Origin of the sequence: Acidisoma sp. PAMC 29798 (genome assembly GCF_030252425.1) — a bacterium.
Lineage (GTDB): Bacteria > Pseudomonadota > Alphaproteobacteria > Acetobacterales > Acetobacteraceae > Acidisoma > Acidisoma cladoniae.
The window spans coordinates 3376299-3402799 of the sequence record NZ_CP126994.1; the positions used below are offsets into that span (position 1 = coordinate 3376299).

Below are 26501 nucleotides of genomic sequence, written 5' to 3' on the forward strand. Positions count from 1 at the left end.
TTATGGGACCTGAACCCGGAAAGTCGCCGGGCGTCAACCGCTGGGATGCATCACGATGTCGAGTCATCTCACCCAGCGCACCACATCCGCCCAGCGGCTTTCGATCGCCACAGCACCAGCCGCCATCAAGGTCGCGCCAATCACCGGCCCGGAATGGCTGCCGCCGGTAAAGCCGATGGCCGTCATTCCGGCGGCGACCGCGCCCATCACGCCGAAGGGTGAATCTTCAATGACGACACAGCGCTCCGGCGCCACGCCCATGCGCGCCGCCGCGTGCAGAAAGAGATCCGGCGCCGGCTTGCCGCGCGTGACATCACTGGAACTGAAGATCGCATGCGGCTCGAAGTAAGGCGAGATCTCGGTCACCGACAGACTGAAGGCGATGCGTTCATGCGAAGAGGACGATGCTACGCAACGGCGCGTGGAAGTGGCGTCCAGGAAGGCTTTTAACCCCGTCGTCGCGGACAGATGCTCGCCGAACAGGACACGCGTCGCGGGCCAGAGGTCGGTGCCGACCGAAGGGCCGATGACATGGCCGGTTTCCCGCTCGATGCGGGCCAGGATGTCGGCCTGCTTCATGCCTATACAGCCCGCGATGGTGTCGAGCGACACCTCGATCCCCTGGGCCCGCAGCACGTTTTGCATGGCGCGGCTCGACAGGACCTCACTATCCACCAGCACGCCGTCACAGTCGAAGATGATCAGGTCGATCGGGTTCATGGCGCGGTCACCTCCGCCTCGGCTTCGATCTCGACTTCATAGTCGCCAATCAGATTGCCAACTTCGAACAGCGTGTTCGCGGGCATGATCGTGCCGAAGACCCGGCCATGAGCGCGGGCAACAGGCTCCCACTGCGACACGTCACGCAGATAGATGCGGGTGCGGACCACATCCTCCATCGTGCCACCCAGCGCCGCGATCGCGGCGGCGATCTTGTCCAGGATATAGGTCGCCTGAGCGCCCGCATGACTTGGTGCGACACGGCGGTCCGCCCCATGGGTCGCCGTGGTGCCGGACACGCAGATGCGACCACCGACGCGCGTCGCCCGGCTGTAGCCGGCCAGCGGCTCCCACACACTGCCCGATGACACCCGCGATCGGCCGGGACGCCCCGGCACGGGCTCGGCCCGGTAGACGCTGGGAATGGCACCCAGATGATGGCTGAGATCGCCGGAGGCCGTGAGATAGGGCGGGCGGCGATATTCATCACCACAGTCACCGGGGATCGGCATCGTGGCCGTGAAGGCGGTGTCGAGCCGCGCCCTATCCTCCGCGTCGAGCGTGACAGAAAACACCCGGGCATTGTCGGCGCGATGCTCGCTCTCCGTGATCCGGGCGCCGATGATCGCGGCCGCCACCGCCGGATGATCGAGCACCCAGCGCGTAGCGACATTGGAGAGGGAAACGCCATGCTTTGCGGCAATGGCCGCCGCCGCTGTCAGGATGCCCTGGAAACCCGCCCAGCCGCCGGCCGCATCGATGAAGCGCTTGTATTTGGAGCGGCTCCAATCCGGCATCGTGTCCGGTTCCGGCCTGCCAAGCCAGGTCTCGGACAGGAATCCGCCGCAGAGTGTGCCGTAGGCCAGCAGCCGCACGCCGGTTCGCGCGCAGAGGTCCGACAGCGCACCAGCGGCGCGGCGATCCAGGAGGGAGAAGGAGATCTGGTTGGTCGCCACGGGAATGCCGTCCGCCAGCGCCAGCTCCAGATGCGCGGCATCGAAATTGGTGACGCCGATGGCGCCGATCAGGCCTTCCTCGCGCAGCGCGTTCATTTCATGCAAAGCATCCAGCCAGGCCGGATGCGCGAAAGTCCACCAATGAAACTGAAGGAGGTCCACCCGGCTGACGCCCAGCCTGTCGAGCCGATCCTGCACGCCTTTGCGCACGATCTCGGCGGTCATCGGTCCGGGCGGCGGGCACCATTTGGTGCAGGCGACCGGACGCGGCGCCCCGGCATGGCGCGCCAGAAGCCGCCCCATGATCAACTCGGCGCTGCCATAATGATCGGCCATGTCGAAGCTCTCGAACCCTGCCGCGACATAGCCTTCAAGCGCATCGGCGGCCTGATCGACATCGAGTGCTTGGCCGGTCTTTTCGATATCCGCGACCTGCCACAGGCCGCAGACCAGGCGGTTCAGGCTCAGCGTCTCCGTCACTTGGATGCGTTCAGGTACGATCGACATGCGGCAATCCATTTGCGGTTGGAGCTTTGGCAGGCGCGGCTTTGAGGTGGCGGGAGACGATCTTGACCTCGCCCAAAATCCCACGCGGCCGCAGCAGCAGAATGGCGCAGAGGGCGACGCCGATCATGACGATCTGGAGGGAGGCCGCGCGCGCTTGGCTCTCGGCCGGCACGACGGCGGCAATGGCGCTGGCCGAGACCGCCCATAGGCCCCAGACGACGACGGCGCCGAGGATGGCGCCCCGGTTATTACCCGAACCGCCGACGATCAGCATCACCCAGACCTGGAAGGTCAGCATCGGCAGGTAATTATCCGGGGCGATGAAGCCGATGAAATGCGCCTGCGCCGCACCGCCTAGGCCCATGATGGCACCGCCGATGGCAAAAGCCTGGAGCCGGAACCGCAGGGGGTTCTTGCCGAGCGCCGCCGCCGCCGTCTCATCCTCTCGGATGGCGCGCAGCACGCGGCCCCAGGGGCTTCGCCCTAACCGCTCCAACGCAAGGTAGAGCGCGACCACGACCACGATCATGACGGCGAGATTGAGCGCGCCGAACAGGGAGCGATCGGCCGCGAAACCGGCAAAGGGCCGCGGAATGAAGGCGATGCCGAAAGAGCCGCCGGTGACCCATTGCAGATTGAGCATGCAGAGCTGCACCACCACGGCAAAGCCGAAGGTCGCGATGGCCAGATAATCGGCCCGGAGCCGGATGGTGATGGCACCCAGCAGAAGGGTCGCGAGACCGGCGGCGAGCGCGCCCCCGGCCCAGCCGACCGCGATGGGCAGGCCGAATCCGCCTAGGCGATCGGCGGCATGGGGCGTGGTGAGCAAGGCCGAGACATAGGCGCCGATGGCCACGAAGCCGGACACGCCGACATTGAAGAGACCGGTCTGGCCCCATTGCACATTCAGCCCGAGGCAGATGACGGCATAGGTCAGCGCAACCGTCATGAAAAACGCGCCATAGCTGAACAGATCGAGAATCATGCCGCTCTTCCGAACAGGCCCTGCGGCCGCAGGAGGAGGATAAAAACGAGAATGACGAAGGCGACAGCCGACCGCCATTCGGCACCGACGAGTTGCACGGTCACCGCCTCGGCGAGGCCGACGATCAAACCTGCCAGCATCGCGCCGGGCACGCTTCCGATACCGCCGAGGATAGCGGCGGCGAACAAGGGCAGGAGCAAGTCGAGACCCATCTCCGGCCGGATTTGCACGATGAGCCCAGCCATGATGCCGGCGACACAGGCGAGACCCGCCCCCAGGATCCAGACGGTGCGGACGACGCCGCGCACGTCGATGCCAACCACGCCGGCGAGTGCCGGGTTTTCACTCACGGCGCGCATGGAGCGGCCGGCGGCCGTGCGCGTGAGCAGGAGATGAACGCTGAGCGAGAGCACAGCGGCGACGCCCAGGCACAGCAGTTGGTCGGGCGTGGCGCGCATGCCCCCGCCCAGGCGCAGCGCGATCTGCAAGTTGCTGGTGTAATAGTGGGGATTCGAAGTGAAGACGAATTCGAGCAGATTGCGCAAGGCGAGGGCCGCGCCGAAGCTCGCCATGACGAGAATGATGACGGCGCCGCGCCGGGCGCGCAGCGGGCGGAACAGAACCATATCCACCAAAAGCGCCAGCCCCGCCGTGAGCGCCACCGCCACGACCGCCGCGATCGGTAAGGACCATCCGAAGGAGAACGGCCCGATCGGCGCCGCGAGGGCGTCGGAGACATAGCCGAGCGCGCCACTGACCGCGAAGGCGAAATAGGCGCCCCAGGAGATGAACTCGCCATGCGCGAAATTGGCGAAACGAAGGATCGCATAGGTCAAGGTCACGCCGATCGCGCCGAGGCCGATCATCGACCCGGCAATCAGGCCATCCACTAAAATCTGAGCACTCATTGCGCCACCGCCGCCGCGCGATGACGGATGCCGAGATAGAGTTCGGCGACGATGGGATCATCGGCCAGTGTCGCGGCCGGCCCTTCATGCACCACCTGCCCCTCGACCAGAATGAGAGCGCGATCGGCAATCGCCAGCGCCGCCTTGACGTTCTGCTCCACCAAGACGGTCGTGACGCCGGTCAGATTGATCGCTTTCAGCCGCCCGAATACCTCCGCGACGATTTTGGGCGAAAGGCCCGCCGATGGCTCATCGAGGATCAAAACGGAGGGCTCGACGACCAACGCCCGCGCCACGGCCAGCATCTGGCGCTGACCGCCGGAAAGCTGTCCGGCGCGATGCGTCGGCCGCGATGCGAGATCGGGGAACATATCATAGACGGCGGCGATGCGCGTTTTCCGTTTGTCTTTGGGCAAGATGTTCGCGGCAATCTGGAGGTTTTCGTGAATGGACAGTGTCGCGAAGATGTTTTCGGTTTGCGGCACGAAAGCCAAACCATGGCGGATCTTGCGATGCGCGGGCGATGCGGTGATGTCCCTGCCGTCAAGAAACACCGCGCCGGAATGCACAGGAACGAGGCCCGCAATGGTCTTGACGAGAGTCGATTTGCCGGCGCCGTTCGGGCCGAGCACGGCGACACATTCGCCCGCGCGAATCGCCATGTCGATCCCCCGGACGATCGGCAGATCCGGTTCGTATCCTGAGATCAGGCGTTGCGTTCTCAAGACAGCAGTACTCATGCGGCGCCGCCGAGATAGGCATCGATGACGGCCGGATCACGCGCGACATCGGCCGGCTTGCCCTCAGCCAGCAACTTGCCCGCCGCCATCACCACGACCCGGCTGCACAGCCGCGCCACCATGTCCATGTTATGCTCAATGAGCAGGATCGTGCGACCCTGGGCGTTCAGCGCGCTCACCCTGTCGATGATCAGTTCCAGCAATGCCGGATTGACGCCGGCGGCCGGTTCATCGAGCAGGATCGCCTGGGGATCGGCCATCAGAATGCGCGCGAGTTCCAGCAATTTGCGCTGGCCGCCCGAAAGCACCCGCGCGGGTTCGAGCGCGAGTGGCGCGAGCAGCAGAAAGTCGAGCAGGGAACGGGCTTTTTCCTCTGCTGCCTTTTCTTCGGACGCAACGCGGCCAGGCCGTAGGAAGTTCATCCAATTCCGCTCGCCCGACTGTCCCTGAGCGCCCGTCAGCACATTTTCGAGCACCGTCATTTCTGCAAAGGGACGTGGAATCTGAAAGGTGCGGCCGATACCGCGCCCAATGCGCCGATGCGGACCTTCCTGCGAGACATCGACGCCACCAATCCAGATACCGCCCGCGCTGGGCTTCAGACTGCCGGCGATCAGATTGAACATCGTGGTCTTGCCGGCGCCGTTGGGTCCGATCAGGCCCACCATCTCGCCGCGCGCAAGGGCGATCGACACGCCGTCCACTGCGCGCATGCCGCCGAATTGCTTCACCAGATTGCGGGCTTCGAGGACAAGGCCCTCGCCGGCTAGACTGTCCTTCCCCGGCATAACAGACTCACCCTATGATCGCCCGAGCAACTGTTTGCGGTATTTTGACGGGCGGTCATAGACATTGACTATGAGGAAAACGTCAAGTAGCAGCGATGGGTCGCGCCTGGCGGAGGATGACCGGCCATGACTGACGCTAAAGCGGGTGACGATAGTTTCGAACTCTATGATCTCCGCGTCGATGTCGTGGCCCCGACCGGCGGCGCGATCTATTGCGGCGCCAAACCCGGCGATCATTTTGAATTGCGCGGCGAGATGCTGTTTCTGCCGCCCGGCCAAGGCATGTCCCTCTATTCCCTGGCCTCCGTGCTGCCCTTGCTGGCCGCCAAGCAGCGCCCGAGCGACCGCAACGACTGGATGACCACCGATACCGAAATCGCCTGCCCCGATCCGCACTGCTGCACCCGACTGCGGATCACGCGCCTTGGCTTGCGCCGGTTCAGTCACGGGGAGACCACGGCGGTTCCCCTTCCGCCAGTTTGACAGGGCAATGATGCAACGCGCGCGACTGGCGTCGGACCACGAGATGTCGCGCGTCATCCGGGGCGGCTGGCAGATGGCGGGCGGCCATGGCGACATCCGCCCGGCCGAGGCGATCCTGGACATGATCGCCTTTGCCGATGCCGGCATCACCTGCTTCGACTGCGCGGATATCTACACTGGCGTCGAGGATCTGATCGGCGCGTTTCGTGAGCGCTACCGGGACATGCGCGGCGCCGAAGCACTTGAGCAGATCAAGGTCCATACGAAATTCGTGCCTGACCTCGATAGTCTGACGCGCATCACCAAAGCCGATGTCGCGCGTATCATCGACCGGTCGCTGCAACGCCTGCGCACCGAGCGGCTCGACCTCGTGCAATTCCATTGGTGGGACTATGATGCACCCCGCTGGCTCGAAACCGCAGGCTGGCTGGGCGAATTGAGAAAAGCTGGAAAGATCCGGCACATCGGCGGCACCAATTTCGACACCGCGCATATGGTGGCGATCGTGAACAGCGGCGTGCCCCTCGTCTCGATGCAGGTGCAATACTCCTTGCTCGATCGCAGACCCGAGACAGCAATGATTACCGCCGCCGCCGAACGCGGCATGTCGCTGTTGTGCTATGGCACCGTGGCCGGCGGTTTCCTCAGCGACGCCTGGCTTGGCCGCACGGAGCCCAGCTCGCCGCTGGAGAACCGCTCGCTCGTCAAATACAAGCTGATCATTGACGATTTTGGGGGCTGGGATCTGTTGCAGACCTTGCTCTCAGCGCTGCGCGCCATCGCCGACCGGCATGGTACGGACATCGCGACGATCGCGAGCGCCGCCATCTTGGCGAGGCCCGGCGTCGGCGCGGTGATTGTGGGCGCACGCAACCGCGCGCATCTGGCGTCCAACCTGGCTATTTCGGATGTCATGCTGACGGGGGCGGATCTCGCCGAGATCGACGCTGTGCTCGCGCGGGCGAATCCGATCGACGGCGACGTCTATACGCAGGAGCGTGATCGCAGCGGGCGGCACGGCGCCATCATGAAATATAACCTCAGCAATTAGGAGACCTAAGATGAAAGGCCCACTCATCAGCGCGGCGATCCTCGCCTTGCTTGCCACCACCGCCGCCGCGCCCGCTATGGCCGCGAGTTGTGACATCACCGTCGGCATGGTGATGCCATTGACGGGACCGGCCGGCGCCTATGGCCAGGCAGGCGCCAAAGCGGTGGACATGGCCTTTCGCGATTTCAACGATGCCGGCGGCGTCCATGGCTGCCATCTGAACACCGACGCGCGCGACAGTGAAAGCCAAGGCACGGTGGCGGTCGATCAGGCAACGCAGCTCGTCGATATCAAGAAAGTGCCGGTGATCATCGGCGGCATCATCTCCTCCGAATCGATCCCGATCCTGACATCGGTCACGGCGCCCGCGCACGTGGTGCAGGTGTCGCCTGCCTCCTCCTCACCGACGCTCACCCAGCTCTGCGAGCAGGGCAAGACCAATGGCGTGTTCTTCCGCACCATTACCTCGGACGCATTGCAGGGCACGGCGGCGGCGAAATTCGCGATCGATAGCGGATTAAAGAAAGTCGCCATCATCGACGTCAATAACGATTTCGGCGTCAACATGGTGCGCGAGTTCTCCTCGGCTTACAAAAAACTCGGCGGCACCATCACCTCTATCACGCCGTATAATCCGAGCCAGGCGAGCTATTCGGCCGAGGCCAGCAGTGCGATGGCCGGCGACCCCGATGCGCTCTATCTCGTGAGCTATCCCGTTGATGGCGCGACGATCGCGCGCGCCTGGATCTCGGGCGGTGGTCCGCAGAAATTCCTGCTCAACGACGGAATGAATTCGCCGGACTTCATCAGCGCGGTCGGCGCCAAATACCTCAACGACGCCTACGGCACCTCCTCGGGTACCGACGAAACCGCCTCGACAAAATACTTCTACAGCAATTTCACGGCTTTTTCCGGCGGCATCAAGCCCGAGGCACCCGCCGCAGACCGATCCTATGATGCCGGGGCGATCGTGGCCCTCGCTATCGCCAAAGCGGGCAAAGGGGATGCGGCGGCCATTAAGGCGGCGATCCCGGAAGTCGTGGCACCAGGCGGCACGCCGATCTATGCCGGCAAGGACGAGTTCACCAAGGCCCTGGCCTTGATCGCTGCTGGCAAGCCGATCCGCTATGAGGGCGTCATCGGCCCGATCGACTTCGATCACTGCGGCGATATCACAGGCCCGTTCCGCCTATGGCGCATTCAAGGTGGCGACATCAAAACCGTCGGGCAGATGAGCGCCGAAGACGTGATGAAGATCACGACCGGCGCCCCTTGATGGCCGCCTACACTTTAACGGTCGAAGCCTCGTAAATCGCGTGGATCGACGCGGCAATCGCCGCGTCGAAGTCCGGGTCGGTCATGGACACGGTAAGACCCTCGGTCAAAGCGCGCGAAAAGCTCGCGATCATGCCGTGATTGGCAGAAAGGCGTTTGCAGGCCTCGGCCTGGCTGTAGCCACCCGAAAGCGCCACGACGCGGGCCACCTTCGGATGCGCGATCAACGGGGCATAGAAGTCGGTCACATCGGGGATGGTCAGCTTGAGCATGACCGGGGCACCCGACAGGGCGTCGAGCGCCTTGGTCAGTTCCGCGCGCAGGATGGCTTCCGCGCCCGCCTTGTCCGGGCTTTTGATGGAGACCTCGGGCTCGATGATCGGCATCAGGCCGTGGCCGGCAATCTGGGCAGCAATCTCGAACTGCTGGGCGACAATGGCGGCGATTCCCGCCTCATTCGGCAGATTGACGACAGAGCGCATCTTGGTGCCGAAGACACCGAGCGTGACGGCCCGCTCCAAAAGTGCGTCCAGCCCGCCGATTGGTTTCATCAAACTGACACCATCGGCCTCGGGTTGCAGGCCCTTATCCATCTTCAGGAAGGGAATGACGCCGCGATCTTCCCACAGGAAGGTCGGCACGGGTGTATCCCACACGACACCGTCCATCGTCTGTTCGAACAGGATGGCGGCAATGACCTTGTCGCCCGTGAAGGCGGGCGCGGTCATGATGCGGACCCGCATTTCATGCATCAGCTCGAACATCTCGGCCTCACCGCTATAGGCGGTGTCGGGAATGCCATACAGGCGCAGGGCGCCGGGGGTTGAGCCACCACTCTGGTCGAGGGCAGCGATGAAGCCCCCCTTGGTGGCGATCTGCGTCATCATCTCGTCATTGGCCATGATCGTCGCCCTCGCCTCAGACCGTTGCTCTAGAGAAAGCCGGCCCGGTCCAGACCGACTATCGTGTAGCCAATGAAATATTGGCATGGCGGTCGGCCTCAGCGCAACGTCACGGGGCGGCGACCGCCGGCGCGGTAGGTTCGGCACCTGGGGACGACGAAAGGCGTGTCCAGGAAGGCCGGCCCAGGATCTGCCTCAAGACGCGGCTGTCAGCCTATGTTTTGGGCAGATCGACGGCAATGCGTATCGCAGCCCAGGTAGCGTCCCGAAAAGCGACATGACGGCACCCGCGATGCCGCCATGCGCCGTCGTTGAGGAGGCAATTTTGTTCCTCTACCGTATTTATCTGATGCGTTCACAACCGTTGCGCGCGCGCACCATGCCTCTGTATCTAAACAGTCACAGAACTGCGCGTGACGAGACAACCTATGCGAGTTAAGCACCACATCAATCTGGCCGGCGACTAGCATCAAGGGTGCTCCGCATGCGAGCATCGATGTTCTGTCAACTACTCCGCGCCTGTTTCGATCTGGAAGGTGGCGGTCATGGCAAATATCATTTGGAACGGCAGTGCTGGAGACTGGACCGATCCAGACAATTGGACGCCAGCTCAGGTGCCCGTCTCGGGTGACACTGCAACGATCACCGGCACAGGCACGGCCGATGTTTCGATCAATGGTTCCGATTTCGTATCCATAAGCGGACTGGTCATGAACGATGCGCTTGGGTCGCTGGAAATCAACGGCAGCCTGACCGCAACCCAAATTCTGCTCCAGTCGGGAACCATCAACAATTATGGTACTCTGGCCGACACGACGGTTATCAACAGCGGCGGTGACTTCGAATTCGGCTATGGCCTGCTCAAAGGCGACACATGGCAGGGTAATCTCGAAGTCGGCGGCGAAGGAATGGCGGTCGTTCAGGGCGGCCTGACGACGAAGAGCCTGGACGGCACCGGGCCCGGCACCATCACCATCGACGGCGCCGATAGCACGCTGCTGTTCAACGATACCGAGACCTTTGATAACGCCACCATCACCATGGGCAGCGCCACCGGTCTCGCCAATCTCGACGCCGGCGGAACGGTGACCTTCGGGTCCGGCGTCACGATCCAGACGACGACCACGGCCTTCTTCGATGACAGCCTCGGCGGCGAGGGCACCATCGTCAATGACGGCACCATCATTGCCAGCGCACCGAGCGGCGAACTCGACCTTGAAAGCCCCACCTTCATCAATAACGGCGCCATCACGGCCACCGGCGGCGTGAAGCTGGACATCCAGCCCTACGGCACTTTCGCGAATAACGGTACCCTTACTGTCGGCAATGGCAGCGTCGCCTCCATCCAATATCTCAACGCCTTCACCAATACAGGCACCATCGCAATCAACGGCGGCGGCGAACTCGACCTCGACACCTATGCATCGGCCCTGACGCAGACCCAGGTGACCGGTGGCACGGTGGAGATCGACGGCCTGTTCAATGCCGAGGGCGAAACGCTCAACCTCGCGGCGGACAGCGCCTTCTCCACGATCCTCAACTACGGCACGCTGGAAAACGCGACCCTCCTCGAAAACGGCGGCACGCTCGACATCGGCTACGGCCTGTTCAAGGCGGACACGATCCAGGGCACGTTCGATGTCAACGGCGAGAGCACGGCGGAGATCCAAGGCGGCTTGACGGCGCTGAGCCTGGACGGCACCGGACCCGGCGACATCACCATCGACGGCGCGGACAGCACGCTGCTGTTCAACGATACCGAGACCTTTGACAACGCTACCATCACCATGGGCAGTGCCACCGGTCTCTCCAATCTTGATGCCGGCGGCACCGTCACCTTCGGGTCCGGCGTCACGATACAGACAAGCGCTGCGGACTTCTTCGATGACAGCCTCGGCGGCGAGGGCACCATCATCAATGATGGCACAATCACCGCCGACGCGACGAGCGGCGAGATGGACCTCGAAAGCCCCACCTTCATCAACAACGGCGACATTTCCGTCGCGTACGGGACCTCCCTCGACATCCAGCCCTATGGCACCTTCGCCAATAACGGCACCCTCACCGTCGGCGTGGACAGTGTTGCCTCCATCCAATATCTGAACGCCTTCACCAATACGGGCCTCATCACGGTGGATGCCGGCGGTGAACTCGACCTCGATACCTACGCCTCCGCTCTGACCAAGACGCAGGCGACCGGCGGCACGGTTGAGATCGACGGTCTGTTCAACGCTGAGGGCGAGACCCTGAACGTCGCCACGGACAGCAACTTCTCCACCATCACCAATAACGGCACGATCGAGAACGCGACCTTCGTTATCAACGGCGGCACGCTCGGCATTGGCAACGGCCTGTTTCAGGCCGACACGGTGCAGGGCAATTTCGAGATTGGCGGCGACAGCACCGCGCAAATCAAGGGCGGCCTGACCAGCGAAGCCCTGGGCGGCACAGGGGCCGGCAGCGTCACCATCGATGGTGACGACAGCACCTTGCAGTTCGACGACACCGAGACATTCAATAACGCTACCATCACTATGGGCAGCGCCACGGGTGTCGATACGCTTGATGCCGAAGGCACGCTGACGCTCGGCGCCGGCGTCACCGTGCAGACCGCCAGCGACATCAACGTGGTGAACCTCGAAGGCAGCGGCACCATCATCAATGACGGCACGATCACCGCGAATGCGACCGATGGCGAGGTCAATCTCGAAACCGATAGCTTCGTTAACAACGGCGCCATCACCGTCACCGGTGGCACAGACCTCAACGTCGAGACCGGCAGCGCCTTCACCAATGCCGGCACCATGACCATCAGCGACGGCAGCATCGCGTCGGTCCAGTTTATGGACAGCTTCACCAATACCGGCACCATCGCGGTTGATGACGCCACGCTGATCGTCGATACCGCAACGACGGCGGGGGCGACCGACGGCGTCACCCAGCTGAGCGGTGACGCGCTGGCGGTGTATGACCTGGATGTCGATGCCACGCAGACGGTCCAGTTCATGGACGGCACCAATAACGAACTCGACCTCGCTACCCCGAGCAGCTTCCAGGGCACCATCTCGGGCTTCCAGGAAGGGAATACCATCGACCTCGAAGGTTATGCCGGTGATACCTACAGCTTTGCTGACAACACGCTGACCTTCAGCGACAATGGCGGCGTCTCTGCCACCCTCTATTTCGCCGGCAGCTATACGGCGAGCGACTTCACGGCCACGGACACAACATCGGGCGATCTCCTCGTCACGACAGACGTGCTGCCCTGCTTCGTGGCGGGCACACGCATTCGCACGCCGCGCGGTGATGTCCGCGTCGAAACCCTTCGTGAGGGTGATGAGGTCATCACCGTAACCGATGGCGTCACGCAGGTGATGCCTGTCACATGGATCGGGATGCGCGCGGTGGATATCCTGCGCCATCGCGATGCGGACAAGGTCCGACCTATCCGCATCCGCCAGGGCGCCTTTGCCGACAACCTTCCGGCGCGCGACCTGCTTCTGTCACCCGACCATGCGATCTTCGCCGAGGGCGTCTTGGTGCCTGTGAAATATCTGGTCAATGGCACCACAATCGTGATCGAAGGCGCGGCACGCCAGGTCGTTTACGTCCATGTCGAACTGGCACAGCACGAGATTCTGCTCGCCGAGGGTCTGCCGACGGAAAGCTATCTGGAGACCGGCGGGCGCAATATGTTCCAGAACGGCGGCCTGCCCGTGGTGCTGCACGCGGACTTCGCCCGCTTGTCCTGGGACGCACTGGGTTGCCATGAACTGAAAGTGACGGGGATCGAAGTCGATGCGATCCGCGCGACGCTCGGGGCACGCGCCGATGACGTCGCGGGTCAGGCGCAGCGCCGCGCCGGCTGAGTAAACGATAGTCTGGCGGAATGCGCGCACTGTTCCGCCCTACATCAACCGCAAGGTCGTAGGGCGGAACAGTGCGGCGCGATCCGTGATCGATCCTTACGGGACGGCTGTCTGCGCCCACCCGTCACTCAGAGGTTCAAAGAAATTGACGGTCAGATGGAGCGACTTGTACAACCACTGGCCTTCGACACGCACATAGACATCGTCATAGGCCGCGACGAGAATCTTCGAAATCGGGCCATTCGGCTCATTCGCCGTCACCGGCTGCCATAAGCGCCATTTGCCGGTGGCCGTCTCGTCATCGATGACGGTGATGATCGGGTTCAGCACGAGATGAGCGGCGAAGGTCAGCGTGCGGGACACGCCTTTGAAGAAGGCGTGGATCGCGGCGCGACCTTCATAGCGGCCAAAGATGCCGCCGTCCCAAACCGCATCTTCGGTGAACAGGGCCGCAAGACCGTCCGGCTCGTAGCCCCGATCACAGAGATCGCAGTAGCGCGCTTTCATGGTCTTGATCAGTTCGGCGGCTTCCAGGCGCGCAATCCGCTGTTCGAGTGAAAGCGCGCTCATCTCAAAATTCCTGCAAATTGTCGCGCAGCATCGCATGGGCATAGTGCGTCCGTGTGAGGCCGCGCCGCTGCAGCGCCGGCACCAAGCCGTCGGCGATTTCCGTGATATACCGCCGGCTGACGCGCAGGACCGGCGTGCAGATCAGGAAGCCGTCGCCCCCAATCTCCGCCATCACCTCCCCCATCCGCTCCGCGACCTGATCGGGCGTGCCGATCAATTCCACCGAAGAGCAGAGACCCCCGCTGCCGTCGATCACGAGTTCGCGCAGAGTCTTGCCACTCCCCCAATTTTGGAACTTATCGAGCGAGCCTTGCTCGCCATTCGTGACCAACTGGTGCGGCAGTGGCCTATCGAGCTCGAATTGCGCAAAGTCGATTTCGGTGATGGCCGAGATGGAAGCCAGCATGTCATCGATAAAGCTTGGTGATTCCAGCATCCGCTGGTGCTTGTCCTGGGCGTCACGCGCCGTCTCCCCCAAGGTCGGCGTGACGAGGAACATCACCTTGATCGTGTCCGGGTCCCGACCGAGGGTGATGGCGCGGGCGCGGATATCATCGCGAAAGGCTTTCATGGCGGGCACGCCGCTTGCCACTGAAACGATCGAGTCGGCGTGTTTGGCGGCAAAGTCACGGCCGCGCGGGGAAGCGCCGGCCTGGACATAGACAGGTCGTCCCTGCGGTGACCGCACCGTGTTGAGCGGTCCACGCACCTTATAGAATTTGCCGACATGGTTGATCGGATGGACCTTCGTATGGTCGGCATAGACGCCGCGCGCCCGGTCTCGGACCACGGCATCCGCGTCCCAACTGCCAAACAGCTTGTCCATGACTTCCATGTATTCATCGGCCATTTCGTAGCGCAGCTCGCGCGGCGGCAGCTTGTCGAGACCGAAGTTCTGGGCCGCCAGATCCTCCGCGCTGGTCACGACGTTCCAGCCGAAACGCCCCTTGGTGAGGCTGTCGACCGTCGAGGAAAGACGCGCCATGAGAAAGGGCGGATAGCCCAACGTCGACATGGTGGCGACGACGCCGATGCGCGATGTCGCCATGCCCATGGCGACGGCGAGCGGAACGGGATCATGCTTCGGCGCCATCATGCCGGTCCGCAACCCGCCCTCGGCCGAACCGCCATAGGCCTCCGACACCATGAGCTTGTCTTCGATCATCATGTAGTCGAAGCAGGCACGCTCCAGCGTCTGGGCCATTTCGATATAGAACTGCCCGTCCCAGGGTTCACCCCCCTGACCGAAGGGCGACTGCCACTCATCGGGCGTGAAGTTCATGAACCAGCCGAGGTGGAAGCGCTTGTCGTCCATAGGAGTCTCCAGGTTGTCTTATCGTTCCTGGAAAGCAAGACGCAGGCCGAGAGCGATATAGATCGTGCCGACCGCGCGCCCCTGCCAGCGGCCGATGCGGCGATGGCCGCTCAACCAGCGGCTCACCTGACCCGCCGCGAGTGCGATGAGCGACGCATAGACCGCGCTCATCGCGACGAAGACGAGGCCGAGGGTCGCGAATTGGACGACAACGCCGCCATGCGCGGGGCGGATGAATTGCGGCAGGAAGGCCAGGAAAAACAACGCGGTCTTGGGGTTCAGGACCTCCGCCAGGATTGCCTGTCGGAAGGCGCGAGGCGCATCGACCCGGCGCGCGGAGGCCAGATGCAGGTCATCGCTCTTTTCGAACAGGGCACGGATGCCGAGGATCAGGAGATAGGCGACGCCGGCATATTTCACGATGCTGAAGGCGAGTGCCGATGTCATCAGCACGGCGGAGAGGCCGAAGGTCGCCATGGCCGTATGAACAAGGTCGCCGCAGGCAACGCCGAGGCCAGTGGCGATCCCGACGCGGCGACCGCCGCTCATCGATCGGGCCAGAACCATCAGCACGGCGGGTCCTGGGATCAGGAATAGCCCGAGCACGACCACCGCGTAGGTCAGCAAAGTTCCCGCGTCGATCATGGCTCTCTCCTCGATAGTCCTTGCCTATGTCAAAGACAGAACTGGACGAAGGCGGCAAGTCGTCGTTTCTAAGCAAGCCCAAGTCGTATGCAGGACAACGACCTGCTAGCATCCTCGGCAATGTATTTGCATGGAAAAGTCAATCTGGAGCTGGCGCTGCTGATGATCCTGCCCGGCCAGGATCAGACTCTTCGCGACATGCTGGGCGCGCATCGGCCTGGCCATGGCCTGGCGGGCGCCTTCTATACCGACCCCGACATTTATGCGCTCGATGTCGCGGCCATCTTCGAGCGGCAATGGATCTTCGCCGGGGCCACGTGTGAGATTCCCAAGCCGGGCAGCTTTATAACGCTCACCATCGGGCGCAGCCCGGTCATTGTATTGCGCGACCGTGGTGGCGAGGTGCGGGCCTTCTTCAATACCTGTCGCCATCGCGGCTTCAAGATCTGCGATGCCGCAAAAGGCCACACACCGGCTCTGATTTGCCCCTATCACCGCTGGACCTATCGGCTGGACGGCACACTGGCCAATGCAAAGCATATGCCGGCAGATTTCGATCCCGCCGCCTATTCTCTGGTGCCCGTCCATACGCGCGTTGTCGGCGGCACCATCTATATCTGCCTTGCCGATGAGCCGCCAGATTTCGCGCCGTATCAGGACGCGATGGTCCGCCAACTCGCGCCGCACAAGCTCGAAACAGCGAAAGTGGCGTTCGAGGCCGATCTGGTCGAATACGGCAATTGGAAAATGGTGATGGAGAATTCGCGCGAGTGCTACCATTGCGCGACCGGCCATGGCGAGCTGATGCGAACCTTCCTCGACATCTACGACTTCGCCAACCCGCAGGACTCGCAACCGATCCAGGACTATTGGAACAAGTGGGATGCCGCCGGCTATGAGTCGCGCATCTCCGAAGGACCCAATTATCGTGCCGCACGGTTGCCACTGACGGGCTCGTCAAAATCCATCACCATGGACGGAAAGCCCGCCGTCAAGCGGCCGTTAGGTGATGCGCCGCCGGATGCGTACGGTTCCCTCCGCTGGGTACATTATCCCTCGACCTTCAATCACTGCATCAATGACTACACGGTGCTCGTGCGCATGCTGCCGGTCGGGCCTGAAGAAACGCTGGTGACGACGAAGTTCCTCGTCGATGCCGAAGCGGTCGAGGGTGTGGACTACGACCTCGATACGCTGACCAAGGTCTGGACAGTGACGAACGACCAGGACAAGGCGCTGGTGGAGCGCAACCAAATCGGCGTGCGCTCCAGCGGCTATCGCCCCGGCCCCTATTCGCCATCCCTTGAAGCTGGGATCATCAAGTTCATCGACTGGTATCGCACCAAGCTCGGTGAGTATCTGGAGCGGGCACACTAATGGCGCGCGCGCAGCCGGAACGCACGACGCGGATCGGCTTCCTGCTGATCCCCGGCTTCGCGTTATTGCCTTACGCTTCGGCGATCGAACCTTTGCGCGCGGCCAACGTCATCGCCGATCGCACCTTGTATGAGTGGCATCATCTGACACCGGATGGCGCCGGCGTCGCAGCCTCCAACGGCCTCGTCGTCACACCGGATTGGGCCTGGCACCAGGCGCGGGATCTGGATTGGCTCATCGTCTGCGCCGGTTCCTCGGCCGTCGCATTCCGTGACCCGGTGACGCTGCGCCACCTCGCAACGCTGGCGCGGCAGGGTGTGCGCATGGGCGGCGTATCCGCCGGGCCGGTCGTGCTCGCGCGGGCGGGTTTACTCACTGGCTACCGCTTCACGCTGCATTGGGAGCTCGCCGCCGGCTTTACGGAAGAATTCCCCGAACTTGATCTTCGGCGCTGCCTGTTTGAAATCGACCGCGACCGATTGACGTGTTCGGGCGGGGCTGCGCCGCTCGATATGATGCATGCCCTGCTGGCGCAGGAGCATGGCACTGCGCTGGCCATGGCGGTGAGCGACTGGTTCCTGCAAACGGAAGTGCGAGAGGGCGGCCATCCGCAGCGCATGTCCCTGTCGGAGCGGTTCGGCGTGCGGAACCCGGCCTTGCTGCGTGTGCTGGCGCATATGGATTCGCATATCGAACATCCTGGCACGCGCGCCGAGCTGGCCGATGTCGCCAATGTGTCGCTGCGTCAGCTCGAACGGCTGTTTCGCGCCAATTTCGGGGTGACGCCCGGCGCCTATCACCTGCGGCTGCGGCTGGAACAGGCCCGCATGCTGCTGCGCCAAACCGGCATGTCGATCGTCGAAGTGGCCGTCGCGACAGGCTTCACCAATGCCAGCCATTTCGCCCATGCTTACCGCGGTGCTTTCGGCCGCACACCGAGCTCAGACGCCGCCCAACCCGTCTCCAAGACACGACCGGAGGCGGCGTCGCATGGCCTTCACGCCTGATCCGAAGTCGATCGCCGGCACCACGCTTATCGTCCATGAGCGGACGGAGGTTCTGGTGATTGGCGCCGGCCCAGCCGGTCTCGCGGCGGCGCTGGAAGCCGCCCGCCTCGGCCGCTCCGTCATGCTGGTCGATGAGAATCCAATCAGCGCCGAGACGATGGGTGAGAACGTGCCGCTGCATTTCGGCGGCGGCATGACGCAGGCCGTGCGTAACCGGAGTGCGATGCTGGAGGCCGTGGTCGCCAGCCAACCGGAGTTCGCGGAGGCCTTCGAGGCCGGGATCGACATTCGGCTCGGCACTGCCTGCTGGGGAATTTATGCGCCGAGTGCCACGGTCCGCTGGCTGCCGGGACCCGTGGCGGGACTGATGGAAGACGACAGGTCCTGGATGGTCGGCGCCGAGCGGATCATCGTCGCCGCCGGCCGGCGCGACATGGGCCTTGCGTTCGGGGGTTGGGAGAAGGACGGCGTGATGGGTATCACGGCCGCGCTGCGTCTCGCGACAACCTATGGCGCGCTGGAACCACGGCGGGTCGTGGTCCTCGGCAGCAGCACCGAGACCTTGCAGGCAGCATTGGCGTTACGTGATGCGGGCGTGGAGATCGTTGCTCTGGTCGATCCCGCGCCGGTGGCCGTCGGGCCGGCGGCACTGGTCGCAACGCTGGCCGCAGGCGGCACGCGTATGCTGTTCGGCCAGGCGCCACGCGGCGTCGAAGGCTGGTCCAAGGTCGATGCCCTTCTACTGAGCGACGACGTCCGCATCGATTGCGATGCCGTTCTGCTCGGCCTGGGCACCGTTCCGGTCATTGAATTGCTCGATTCCGCCGGATGCAAAACGCAGTTCGACGCCGGGCGCGGCGGCGTCGTGCCGGTGCTGGACGGCGCCCAGCGCACCAGTGTTTCGGGCATTTCCGCCGTGGGCGATTGCGCGGGCATCTGGCCGGAGAAGACGCTCGATCCTGACGTGGCACGCGCCGAAGGCTGCCTCGCTGCGCGCGATGAGGCACAGCCGATGCCGGAGGCGATCGCGCCCGGCTACGACCTCGGCACCTATCGCCTCGCTTGGCTGCGCGCCAGCGTGATCGACGCGGAGAGTACAGCCTTCGTGTGCCAATGCGAGGAAGTGACAGCGCGCGAGATCCTCGAACTCCGTCCGCCCCGCTATCTCGGCAGCCAGCCCGATCGGCGGAATGCCCGCGACCTGCGCAGCCTGCTGGGTGAGGGACCGCCAAACCCCGATCAGGTCAAGCGGCTGACGCGCGCCGGCATGGGCGTGTGCCAGGGGCGCCGATGCCGCGAACAGGTCACCGGGTTGCTCGCCTTGGCCAGCGGCATGGACTACGGCGCCATCCCGGCAGCGACACATCGTGCGCCGGTGCGGCCCATGCGCCTGACTGTCGCGGCCACCGCCTCCACCGAATCGGCCACAATGGCGCAGCATTGGGACACTTGGTTCGGCATGGCGTCCCAATACGTACCGCCCTGGGATGTGCCGGACACCTATACCGCCGCCGGACGCGACCCGACCGCCGATGTGGCCAGCGAATGAGTGAGATCGCGGGCGCATCGGTCGTCATCATCGGGGGCGGCGCCACCGGCCTCAGCGCGGGTTGGTGGCTGGCGCAGGCGGGCGTGGATGTGGTGGTGCTGGACAGCGGCATCGTCGGCTGGGGCGCCTCCGGCCGGAACGGCGGCGGCTGTTCGCATCATTTCAGCCCGCTTTTCGTGGAAGAGCAGCGGTTGTGGCCGCAGATGGATGCGCTGCTCGGATACCCCACCGAGTTCCAGCCCAAGCGCATTCGCATCGCTTATGACGAGCGGCAGTTGAGCCTCTATGGGCAGGCGGTGCGCAATGCGGCGCGGCAGGGATTCGGGTCGGATCTGCTCGATGCGCAGCAAGTGCGGGAGATGGTGCCGCTCGCCGGGGAAGACGCGGTCGGCGGCTATTTCTACAAGTTCGGCGGCCATGCCAATCCGCATCGCACCGTGCAGGCCTATGCCTGGGCAATGCAGGATCATGGTGGCCGCGTCTTGCAACATACCCGTGTCCAGGGATTTCGCCGCGCGGGCGGACGTGTGGTCGGCGTCGTCACCGATCGCGGTGAGATCGGCTGCGACCATGTCGTGATCACCGCCGGCCCCGCAACCGGCGTGCTTGCGGCCATGCTCGACCTCGATGTGCCGATGGTCGCGGCGCGGGCCGAAATGATCGTGACCGAACCGCTGCCGCTGATGCCGCTCGGCGGCGTGGATGGCAACGGCCTGTACGGTCGGCAGACGCTGCGCGGCAATCTCGCCTATGGCGGCGGCCCGCATGAATGGATCGAATTCGGCGAGGCGGCTGGGCCGCATAAGGCTGGGCCGCCACCGAGCACGCCGTTGATGTCCCATATCGCGGGGCGCCTCGCGCGCATGTTTCCTCGCGCCGGCCATGCGCGGATCATTCGCAGTTGGGCGGGCGTCATCGAAAACACCCCCGATGGACGGCCGATCATCGATCGGCCGTCCGAGACCGATAATGTGGTGATCGCCACATTATCGAGCATCGGCTTCGGCCTTTCGCCCGCGACCGGTCATGCCATCGCCGAATTGGTTCAGAACGGCGCTTGCAGTTTCGCGGATCTTTCGAGTTTCGCCTTGTCCCGCTTCCGCGTGTTGGAGCCTGATTGGCGCTCCATCCAAGGTTGGCGCAACGAGGTGTCTGCCTAACCCCTCATCACCCAACAACAGGAGGCCTTTATGAAGACGTTTCTTCTCAGTTTGCTCTTCGCGACAAGCCTGGCGTCCTTTGCCCAAGCCGACGGCATCAAAATCCTGAACAGCGATGTTCACTACCCAGAAGGACCTGTGTGGTACAACGGAAAGCTGTATTACATCGAATATGACCGCAACACGGTCGATACGTGGGATGGCAAAAAGAACGCCATCTTCGCCTCTCAAAAGGGCTGCGGCCAATCCGCCGTCGTGAATACGGCGAATGGCGAGTTCGTCACGACCTGCTACGACAATGGCACCATCGGTCGCATGGCAGCGGACGGAAAGCAGCTGCCGGCCTATACACAGGACAAGGCTGGCAACAAGTTCGTGGGGCCGAACGATCTGGCCCCTGACACGAAGGGTGGCATTTACTTCACCGCTTCGGGCGACCAAGGCCCCGTCATCGACGGCAAGGTCTTCTATATCGCCAAGGACGGCACGATTACGCAGGAAGCGGTGGATCTGCACAATGCCAACGGCCTTGCCGTCTCGAAAGACGGGAAAATCCTTTATGTGGTCGAGACGGAAGACAATCGGCTGTTGCAGTTCAAGATCGCACCCGATGCGTCACTGTCCGATCGTCGGGTGTTTCTCAACCTCGACGACATGACCAATCACGTCACGCACATCTGGCCTGATGGGGTCAAGATCGATTCGAAGGGTGCGATTTATATCGGGCAAAGCCCCCGCGATGTTCACGCGCCGTTGGTCGGCATCATTTTCATTGTGGACGCAACCGGCAAGCTGCTGCGTGAACTGAAGCTGCCCTCGCCCCAGGTGCCGAACCTTGCCTTCAGCCCCGACGAGAAAACGGTCTATGTGACTGCCCTCGATCAAATCGACAAGTCGCCTTACATGGGCAAGATTTACTCGATCCCAAATAATTAGAGCAGAGCCCGAGCGCGAGTCACTAGACGATGCCTTCATCCCAGTCGAAGGGCTCGCGCAGGTTCGCCACGAGAAAATCGATCAAGGCCCGCACCTTGGACGGCATGGCCGAGGTTTCGGGATAGACGACCTGGATCGCGTCCGGCACCGGTGTCCAGCCTGCGATGGAGAGGCTGATCAGATCGCCGGCGCGCATCGCGTCCCCCACCACGAATGTCGGCAGAACCACGAGGCCGAGGCCGGCGCAGGCGGCCTCCAGCAAGGTTTCGCCGCTATTCGCCGTCAGCCGGCCGTGCAGCACGATCGATCGCGGCTCGGCCGGCTCCGTCGAAGAGGCAAAGCGCCAGATATGGCCCGCGGCGGCATTGGCGTAGCCGAGGCAGGAATGCGCCGCCAGCGCTTCCAACGTCGCAGGCAGGCCGGCAGCGTTCGCATAGGCCGGGCTGCAACACAGCGCCCGGCGGCTGGCGCCCAGGCGACGGGCGCGTAATGCGGAATCGCCCAGGCGCCCGATCCGCACACCGAGATCGTAGCCGCCGCCTTGGAGATCGACGTGACGGTCATCCAAATCCAGGGCGATTTCGACGCGCGGATTGTCTTGCATGAAACGGGCAATGAGGCGCGCGAGATGGCGGGTGCCGAAGCTCATTGGTGCGGCGAGGCGGATCAGCCCCTGAAGATCGCCGGAGCGGGCGGCGACCTCATCACTCATGGCATCGAGCTGCGCGAGCAGAGCACGGGCGCGGTCATACAGCAGCGCGCCCGTATCGGTGGGCGTCACCCGCCTTGCGGAGCGATGCAGCAGCTTGGCGGAGACGGTGGTTTCAAGATGCGCGATACGCTTGCTCACCACCGATTTCGCCAAGGACATGCGGGCGGCGGCAGCCGTGATGGTGCCGCAATCGACAACCTGAACGAAGGTCGAGAGGTCTTCGGTGCTCGGGCGCATCGTTCGACAATAGCGAACGATGGGTTTCGCGGCCATGCCTTGCGGGCGACCCTCGCGAAGAACAGGTTAGAGGCCACGGAACGCCTGACCCCCAGGCCGACCTTACCGAAAGAAAGACCGATGCAGCTTCACGGCATCCATCATCTGACCGCCGTCTCGGCCGATGCCCGAGGCAACAAGGACTTCTACACCCGCGTCCTCGGGATGCGGCTGGTGAAGAAGACCGTCAATCAGGACGATACCAGCGCCTATCACCTGTTCTACGCCGATGGCGAAGCGAGCCCGGGCACGGACATCACCTTTTTCGATTGGCCGACGGCGCGCGAGAAGCGCGGCACGCATAGCATCGTGCGCACGGCGCTCCGCGTTTCCGGCGAAGGTACCCTGGCCTATTGGCTCGCCCGCTTCGACGAGCTTGGCGTGTCGCATGGCCCCGCGAAGGAGCGTGACGGACGCATGCAGATCGACTTCGAGGATCCAGAAGGTCAGCGCCTGACCCTGGTGGATGACGGTGGCACGGGCCCCGTTCATCCTTGGGCGCGCAGCAGCGTGCCGACCGAATATCAGATCCGGGGCCTCGGCCCGATTACGATGAGCGTGCCGACCCTTGCCCCGTCCGAGCAGTTCCTGGTCGAGGTCATGGCCATGCGCCGCGCCCGCACGTACCAGATCGACGGCGTGACGGTGCAGGTGTTTGAGATGGACGAAGGCGGCCCGGCGGCGGAGCTGCATGTGCGCGTCGAGCCGACGCTCGCCCCGTCTCGACCGGGTGCCGGCAGCGTTCACCACGTCGCCTTTCGCGTCGCCGATGACGAATACGAGTATTGGGCGAACAGGTTTCGCGACCTGCGGATCCCCTCCAGCGGGCCGGTCGATCGCTTCTATTTCCGCAGCCTCTATACCCGCGAGCCCGGCGGCATTCTGTATGAGATCGCGACAGACGGCCCGGGCTTCGCGACGGATGAGGCGGCGGACGCCCTGGGCGAATCGCTGTCGCTGCCGCCCTTCCTAGAAGGCAAGCGCGCCGCAATCGAGCGGGGGCTGAAGCCGATCTGAGCATGGTGAGCCTGCGTGCCCGCCTGTTTGTGTGGTTCCTGAAACGGACCATGAAGCGGCGGCACGGCAGCGATTTCGATATCGCCGCCATGCGCGCCGGGGCCGGCGGGCGCGTGGTCAAGGTGCCAGACTGTCTTGTCGTGACACCCGGCGATGTCGGCGGCATTGCGGGCGAATGGGTGGAGCAGCGCCGCGGACAACCCGCCGCGACGCTGCTCTATCTCCATGGTGGCGGCTATTTTTTCTGTTCCCCGCGCACGCATCGCCCGATCACCCTGGGTTTCGCGCGGCGCGGATTCCGCGTGTTTGCGCCGGCTTACCGACTGGCGCCGGAACATCCCTTTCCGGCCGCCGTCGAGGATGCGGTGGCGGTCTATCGCGGCTTGATCGCCCAAGGCATGCCGGCGCAGAGCATCACCGTGGCTGGCGATTCCGCGGGCGGCGGATTGGTGATGGCCATGCTGCTGTCGCTTCGCGACGCGGGGGACGCGCTGCCAGCGGCGGCCGTGTTGTTCTCCCCCTGGACTGATCTTGCCGCGACCGGGGCATCCCTGACACGGAACAGCCACAGCGACGCGATGTTCTATGGCGACCAGATCGCTGAAGGCGGCGCGATCTATCTGGCCGGCGCCGATCCGCGCTCGCCCCTCGCCTCACCGCTCTATGCGGCTTTGCACGGACTGCCGCCGCTGTTGATCCATGCGAGCGATGACGAGGTTTTGCTGGATGACAGCACGCGCTTGGCAGCTCGGGTTCACGCCGCCGGTGGCCGCGCGACCCTGCGGACATGGCGCGGCGTGCCGCATGCCTGGCCGATCTTTTCATTCTTGCCGGAAGCGCGGCAGTCGATGGACGCGGCGGCGGCGTTTTTGCAGGCGGCGTTTTTGCAAACGGGTTAACGTCGTCGCCGACCCGGGCTAAACACCACCCATGAGCCTCGACCCGATCTTCACCAACGGCCGGCTGGTACTGGCCGACCGGATTCTCAACGGCAGCCTCTCTGTCAGCGACGGCCATATTGCCGCCATCGACCCCGGCCGCAGCGCCGCCACCGGCGCGATCGACCTTGACGGCGATCTGCTGATCCCTGGGGTGATCGACCTCCACACCGATAATCTGGAGCGCCAGGTGCAGCCGCGACCGAACGCGCGCTGGCCCTCCCGGTCCGCCATGATCGCCCATGACGCGCAATGCGCCGCGGCCGGCGTCACGACGGTGTTCGATTCCTTCTGCGTCGGCGATCTCGGCTTTGAAGAGGATCGTAAGCGAACTTTGGTCGATGGCGTGCGGGATATGGACGCGCTAGCGGGTGCCGATCTTCTCAAGTCGGACCATCTTTTGCATCTGCGCTGCGAGCTTCCAGCCTTCAACATGGAAGCCCAGTTCGACCCCTATGCCGAGCATCCGCGCTTGCGTCTGGTCAGCGTCATGGACCATTCGCCGGGCGTCGGCCAATGGGGCGATGTGTCCCAGTATCGCGCTATCCTGAAGCGCGATGGCCTCACGGAGACCGAGATCGACCTCCGGCTGGACCAGCATGCGGCGGTTCGCGCGCGCTGGCGTGGCCCGAACAAGCGCATCGTGCTGGACCGGATGCGTGGTCGCGCCATCACCATCGCAAGCCATGATGACCGGACCGAAGAGGAAATAGCCGAGAATTTTGCGGACGGCATCGGCATTTCGGAATTCCCCGTATCGATGGCAGCCGCCCGCGCCGCCCGCGCCTGTGGGATGGAGATCATCGCCGGAGCGCCGAATATCGTGCGCGGCGGCTCCCACTCCGGCAATGTCGCCGCCGCCGACATGCTGCGCGCCTCGGTGGTGGATGCCTTCGCCTCGGATTACGTGCCGGCGAGCCTGATCGAAGCCGCCTTCATGGCGGTGGAAATCGCGGAGATCGCCCTGCCGCAGGCGATCGCCCTCATCACAGATCGGCCGGCGCGCATGGCCGGCCTTTCCGGTCGCGGCCGGATCGAGGTCGGGCTCGCCGCCGATCTGGTGCAGGTGCGCGTGCATGACGGCATGCCCATCGTGCGGGCTGTCTGGCGCCGTGGGATAAGGATCGCCTGATGACCGACAGCGCCTTTCGCGTCGCCGTCTATTACGCGCCGGAGCTGGACGACCCCTTATGGCAGGCCGGCACGCGCTGGCTGGGGCGCGACCCGGAGACAGGTGCAACCCTCGCCTCACCCGAGACGGGTATTGCCGCGCTCACAGATGAGCCGGCCGGCTACGGTCTGCATGCCACATTGAAGCCGCCGATGCGGCTTGTGACTGGCATCAGCTACGAGCATTTCCACGACGCGGTGACGCGTTTGGCTGCCGGTCTTTCGCCGTTCGCCTTGCCGAGGCTGGCGGTCGAGGATTACGGCGACTTCCTGGCGCTGCGCGACCAGGAGCCCAGCATTCCCTTACAGGCCCTGGCCGATTGCGTCGTCGCCACGCTCGATCCCTTCCGGGCACAACCCGGCGAGGCCGAACTCGCCCGCCGTCGCAAACACGGCCTGACACCGGGCCAGGAGGCGATGCTGATCCGTTGGGGCTATCCGCAGGTCTTCGCGTTGTGGCAGTTCCACATCACGCTGAGCCGACGGCTGAACGCCGAGGAGATGGCCCGGGCCAAGCCGGTGGCCGACGCGTATTTCGCGGCGGCGGTCGGCCTGCCGCGCCAGGTGTCGTCGCTCGCTTTGTTCACGCAGCGGGATGCGGGCGCGCCGTTTCTTTTGGCCGAGCGGTTCCCGTTCGGGGGATAG

Annotated in this window: 24 protein-coding genes; 13 read left to right on the forward strand and 11 right to left on the reverse strand. The window is 64.0% G+C overall.

Annotation, left to right across the window (positions count from 1 at the left end; all coding sequences use genetic code 11):
• Positions 1-63 precede the first annotated feature (63 nt).
• Genes QP803_RS16265 through QP803_RS16290 form a run of 6 tightly spaced genes read right to left on the reverse strand, consistent with a single transcriptional unit; the run spans position 64 to position 5604 of the window.
• A complete protein-coding gene (locus QP803_RS16265) occupies positions 64-720 on the reverse strand; it encodes an HAD family hydrolase (RefSeq protein WP_284944518.1) in 657 nt (218 codons plus the stop codon).
• Positions 717-2183, reverse strand: a complete 1467-nt coding sequence (locus QP803_RS16270; RefSeq protein ID WP_284944519.1) for an aldo/keto reductase — start codon at positions 2181-2183, stop codon at positions 717-719. Before QP803_RS16270 ends, QP803_RS16265 begins: the two co-directional genes overlap by 4 nt.
• Entirely contained in the window at positions 2167-3168 is a 1002-nt protein-coding gene (locus QP803_RS16275; RefSeq protein ID WP_284944520.1) for a branched-chain amino acid ABC transporter permease, read from the reverse strand. Before QP803_RS16275 ends, QP803_RS16270 begins: the two co-directional genes overlap by 17 nt.
• Complete coding sequence (locus QP803_RS16280; protein ID WP_284944521.1) at positions 3165-4076, reverse strand: branched-chain amino acid ABC transporter permease; 912 nt, start codon at positions 4074-4076, stop codon at positions 3165-3167. The genes QP803_RS16275 and QP803_RS16280 overlap by 4 nt, the downstream gene beginning before the upstream one ends.
• Complete coding sequence (locus QP803_RS16285) at positions 4073-4816, reverse strand: ABC transporter ATP-binding protein (RefSeq protein ID WP_284944522.1); 744 nt, start codon at positions 4814-4816, stop codon at positions 4073-4075. The genes QP803_RS16280 and QP803_RS16285 overlap by 4 nt, the downstream gene beginning before the upstream one ends.
• Positions 4813-5604, reverse strand: coding sequence for an ABC transporter ATP-binding protein (locus tag QP803_RS16290; RefSeq protein WP_284944523.1), 792 nt, complete (start codon positions 5602-5604; stop codon positions 4813-4815). The genes QP803_RS16285 and QP803_RS16290 overlap by 4 nt, the downstream gene beginning before the upstream one ends.
• Before the next feature lie 126 nt (positions 5605-5730).
• Between QP803_RS16290 and QP803_RS16295 the strand changes: the two genes are divergently transcribed.
• The 3 genes from QP803_RS16295 to QP803_RS16305 are packed head-to-tail and all read left to right on the forward strand — an operon-like array spanning position 5731 to position 8414.
• Positions 5731-6087, forward strand: a complete 357-nt coding sequence (locus tag QP803_RS16295; RefSeq protein ID WP_284944524.1) for a TIGR04076 family protein — start codon at positions 5731-5733, stop codon at positions 6085-6087.
• 43 nt (positions 6088-6130) lie between these two features.
• The gene (locus QP803_RS16300) at positions 6131-7138 is read left to right on the forward strand and encodes an aldo/keto reductase (RefSeq protein ID WP_284944525.1); all 1008 of its coding nucleotides are present in this window, start codon (positions 6131-6133) and stop codon (positions 7136-7138) included.
• 10 nt (positions 7139-7148) lie between these two features.
• Positions 7149-8414 (forward strand): ABC transporter substrate-binding protein, encoded by a 1266-nt coding sequence (locus QP803_RS16305; RefSeq protein WP_284944526.1) that lies wholly within the window; start codon positions 7149-7151, stop codon positions 8412-8414.
• Between the two features lie 7 nt (positions 8415-8421).
• Here QP803_RS16305 and QP803_RS16310 read toward each other — a convergent pair whose 3' ends face one another.
• Positions 8422-9315, reverse strand: a complete 894-nt coding sequence (locus QP803_RS16310; protein WP_284944527.1) for a fructose bisphosphate aldolase — start codon at positions 9313-9315, stop codon at positions 8422-8424.
• Between the two features lie 545 nt (positions 9316-9860).
• Here QP803_RS16310 and QP803_RS16315 point away from each other — a divergent pair.
• Positions 9861-13184 (forward strand): Hint domain-containing protein, encoded by a 3324-nt coding sequence (locus tag QP803_RS16315; protein ID WP_284944528.1) that lies wholly within the window; start codon positions 9861-9863, stop codon positions 13182-13184.
• A gap of 96 nt (positions 13185-13280) precedes the next feature.
• Here the strand turns inward: QP803_RS16315 and QP803_RS16320 are convergent, their stop codons facing one another.
• Genes QP803_RS16320 through QP803_RS16330 form a run of 3 tightly spaced genes read right to left on the reverse strand, consistent with a single transcriptional unit; the run spans position 13281 to position 15714 of the window.
• Positions 13281-13754: a nuclear transport factor 2 family protein gene (locus tag QP803_RS16320; RefSeq protein WP_284944529.1), complete on the reverse strand. Its 474-nt coding sequence runs from the start codon at positions 13752-13754 to the stop codon at positions 13281-13283.
• A 1-nt stretch (position 13755) separates the two neighbouring features.
• The gene (locus QP803_RS16325; protein WP_284944530.1) at positions 13756-15069 is read right to left on the reverse strand and encodes an NtaA/DmoA family FMN-dependent monooxygenase; all 1314 of its coding nucleotides are present in this window, start codon (positions 15067-15069) and stop codon (positions 13756-13758) included.
• Between the two features lie 18 nt (positions 15070-15087).
• Positions 15088-15714, reverse strand: coding sequence for a LysE family translocator (locus QP803_RS16330; RefSeq protein WP_284944531.1), 627 nt, complete (start codon positions 15712-15714; stop codon positions 15088-15090).
• Between the two features lie 87 nt (positions 15715-15801).
• On the opposite strand from QP803_RS16330, the gene QP803_RS16335 reads away from it, so the two are divergent.
• From QP803_RS16335 to QP803_RS16355, 5 genes are read left to right on the forward strand one after another with little or no spacing between them, the layout of a single operon-like run.
• Positions 15802-17091: an aromatic ring-hydroxylating oxygenase subunit alpha gene (locus QP803_RS16335; RefSeq protein ID WP_284944532.1), complete on the forward strand. Its 1290-nt coding sequence runs from the start codon at positions 15802-15804 to the stop codon at positions 17089-17091.
• The gene (locus tag QP803_RS16340) at positions 17091-18098 is read left to right on the forward strand and encodes a GlxA family transcriptional regulator (RefSeq protein ID WP_284944533.1); all 1008 of its coding nucleotides are present in this window, start codon (positions 17091-17093) and stop codon (positions 18096-18098) included. The genes QP803_RS16335 and QP803_RS16340 overlap by 1 nt, the downstream gene beginning before the upstream one ends.
• Positions 18082-19647 carry an FAD/NAD(P)-dependent oxidoreductase gene (locus QP803_RS16345; RefSeq protein ID WP_284944534.1) on the forward strand — a complete coding sequence of 522 codons (1566 nt, stop codon included), beginning with the start codon at positions 18082-18084 and terminating at the stop codon, positions 19645-19647. The genes QP803_RS16340 and QP803_RS16345 overlap by 17 nt, the downstream gene beginning before the upstream one ends.
• Positions 19644-20807, forward strand: a complete 1164-nt coding sequence (locus QP803_RS16350; protein WP_284944535.1) for an NAD(P)/FAD-dependent oxidoreductase — start codon at positions 19644-19646, stop codon at positions 20805-20807. The genes QP803_RS16345 and QP803_RS16350 overlap by 4 nt, the downstream gene beginning before the upstream one ends.
• 30 nt (positions 20808-20837) lie before the next feature.
• Positions 20838-21743, forward strand: a complete 906-nt coding sequence (locus QP803_RS16355) for an SMP-30/gluconolactonase/LRE family protein (RefSeq protein ID WP_284944536.1) — start codon at positions 20838-20840, stop codon at positions 21741-21743.
• 22 nt (positions 21744-21765) lie between these two features.
• On the opposite strand, the gene QP803_RS16360 is transcribed toward QP803_RS16355, so the two are convergent.
• Complete coding sequence (locus QP803_RS16360; RefSeq protein WP_284944537.1) at positions 21766-22728, reverse strand: LysR family transcriptional regulator; 963 nt, start codon at positions 22726-22728, stop codon at positions 21766-21768.
• Between the two features lie 84 nt (positions 22729-22812).
• Between QP803_RS16360 and QP803_RS16365 the strand changes: the two genes are divergently transcribed.
• From QP803_RS16365 to QP803_RS16380, 4 genes are read left to right on the forward strand one after another with little or no spacing between them, the layout of a single operon-like run.
• Entirely contained in the window at positions 22813-23748 is a 936-nt protein-coding gene (locus QP803_RS16365; RefSeq protein ID WP_284944538.1) for a ring-cleaving dioxygenase, read from the forward strand.
• A gap of 2 nt (positions 23749-23750) precedes the next feature.
• Positions 23751-24647, forward strand: a complete 897-nt coding sequence (locus QP803_RS16370; protein WP_284944539.1) for an alpha/beta hydrolase — start codon at positions 23751-23753, stop codon at positions 24645-24647.
• 31 nt (positions 24648-24678) lie between these two features.
• Complete coding sequence (locus tag QP803_RS16375; protein WP_284944540.1) at positions 24679-25818, forward strand: alpha-D-ribose 1-methylphosphonate 5-triphosphate diphosphatase; 1140 nt, start codon at positions 24679-24681, stop codon at positions 25816-25818.
• On the forward strand, positions 25818-26501 hold the full coding sequence (locus QP803_RS16380) for a DUF1045 domain-containing protein (RefSeq protein WP_284944541.1): 684 nt from the start codon (positions 25818-25820) through the stop codon (positions 26499-26501). The genes QP803_RS16375 and QP803_RS16380 overlap by 1 nt, the downstream gene beginning before the upstream one ends.

What these genes read in the sequence shown, in the direction of transcription:
- QP803_RS16265 (WP_284944518.1), bottom strand. Translation starts at nt 720, where the DNA reads ATGAACCCGATCGACCTGATCATCTTCGACTGTGACGGCGTGCTGGTG.
- QP803_RS16270 (WP_284944519.1), bottom strand. Translation starts at nt 2,183, where the DNA reads ATGTCGATCGTACCTGAACGCATCCAAGTGACGGAGACGCTGAGCCTG.
- QP803_RS16275 (WP_284944520.1), bottom strand. Translation starts at nt 3,168, where the DNA reads ATGATTCTCGATCTGTTCAGCTATGGCGCGTTTTTCATGACGGTTGCG.
- QP803_RS16280 (WP_284944521.1), bottom strand. Translation starts at nt 4,076, where the DNA reads ATGAGTGCTCAGATTTTAGTGGATGGCCTGATTGCCGGGTCGATGATC.
- QP803_RS16285 (WP_284944522.1), bottom strand. Translation starts at nt 4,816, where the DNA reads ATGAGTACTGCTGTCTTGAGAACGCAACGCCTGATCTCAGGATACGAA.
- QP803_RS16290 (WP_284944523.1), bottom strand. Translation starts at nt 5,604, where the DNA reads ATGCCGGGGAAGGACAGTCTAGCCGGCGAGGGCCTTGTCCTCGAAGCC.
- QP803_RS16295 (WP_284944524.1), top strand. Translation starts at nt 5,731, where the DNA reads ATGACTGACGCTAAAGCGGGTGACGATAGTTTCGAACTCTATGATCTC.
- QP803_RS16300 (WP_284944525.1), top strand. Translation starts at nt 6,131, where the DNA reads ATGTCGCGCGTCATCCGGGGCGGCTGGCAGATGGCGGGCGGCCATGGC.
- QP803_RS16305 (WP_284944526.1), top strand. Translation starts at nt 7,149, where the DNA reads ATGAAAGGCCCACTCATCAGCGCGGCGATCCTCGCCTTGCTTGCCACC.
- QP803_RS16310 (WP_284944527.1), bottom strand. Translation starts at nt 9,315, where the DNA reads ATGGCCAATGACGAGATGATGACGCAGATCGCCACCAAGGGGGGCTTC.
- QP803_RS16315 (WP_284944528.1), top strand. Translation starts at nt 9,861, where the DNA reads ATGGCAAATATCATTTGGAACGGCAGTGCTGGAGACTGGACCGATCCA.
- QP803_RS16320 (WP_284944529.1), bottom strand. Translation starts at nt 13,754, where the DNA reads ATGAGCGCGCTTTCACTCGAACAGCGGATTGCGCGCCTGGAAGCCGCC.
- QP803_RS16325 (WP_284944530.1), bottom strand. Translation starts at nt 15,069, where the DNA reads ATGGACGACAAGCGCTTCCACCTCGGCTGGTTCATGAACTTCACGCCC.
- QP803_RS16330 (WP_284944531.1), bottom strand. Translation starts at nt 15,714, where the DNA reads ATGATCGACGCGGGAACTTTGCTGACCTACGCGGTGGTCGTGCTCGGG.
- QP803_RS16335 (WP_284944532.1), top strand. Translation starts at nt 15,802, where the DNA reads ATGCAGGACAACGACCTGCTAGCATCCTCGGCAATGTATTTGCATGGA.
- QP803_RS16340 (WP_284944533.1), top strand. Translation starts at nt 17,091, where the DNA reads ATGGCGCGCGCGCAGCCGGAACGCACGACGCGGATCGGCTTCCTGCTG.
- QP803_RS16345 (WP_284944534.1), top strand. Translation starts at nt 18,082, where the DNA reads ATGGCCTTCACGCCTGATCCGAAGTCGATCGCCGGCACCACGCTTATC.
- QP803_RS16350 (WP_284944535.1), top strand. Translation starts at nt 19,644, where the DNA reads ATGAGTGAGATCGCGGGCGCATCGGTCGTCATCATCGGGGGCGGCGCC.
- QP803_RS16355 (WP_284944536.1), top strand. Translation starts at nt 20,838, where the DNA reads ATGAAGACGTTTCTTCTCAGTTTGCTCTTCGCGACAAGCCTGGCGTCC.
- QP803_RS16360 (WP_284944537.1), bottom strand. Translation starts at nt 22,728, where the DNA reads ATGGCCGCGAAACCCATCGTTCGCTATTGTCGAACGATGCGCCCGAGC.
- QP803_RS16365 (WP_284944538.1), top strand. Translation starts at nt 22,813, where the DNA reads ATGCAGCTTCACGGCATCCATCATCTGACCGCCGTCTCGGCCGATGCC.
- QP803_RS16370 (WP_284944539.1), top strand. Translation starts at nt 23,751, where the DNA reads ATGGTGAGCCTGCGTGCCCGCCTGTTTGTGTGGTTCCTGAAACGGACC.
- QP803_RS16375 (WP_284944540.1), top strand. Translation starts at nt 24,679, where the DNA reads ATGAGCCTCGACCCGATCTTCACCAACGGCCGGCTGGTACTGGCCGAC.
- QP803_RS16380 (WP_284944541.1), top strand. Translation starts at nt 25,818, where the DNA reads ATGACCGACAGCGCCTTTCGCGTCGCCGTCTATTACGCGCCGGAGCTG.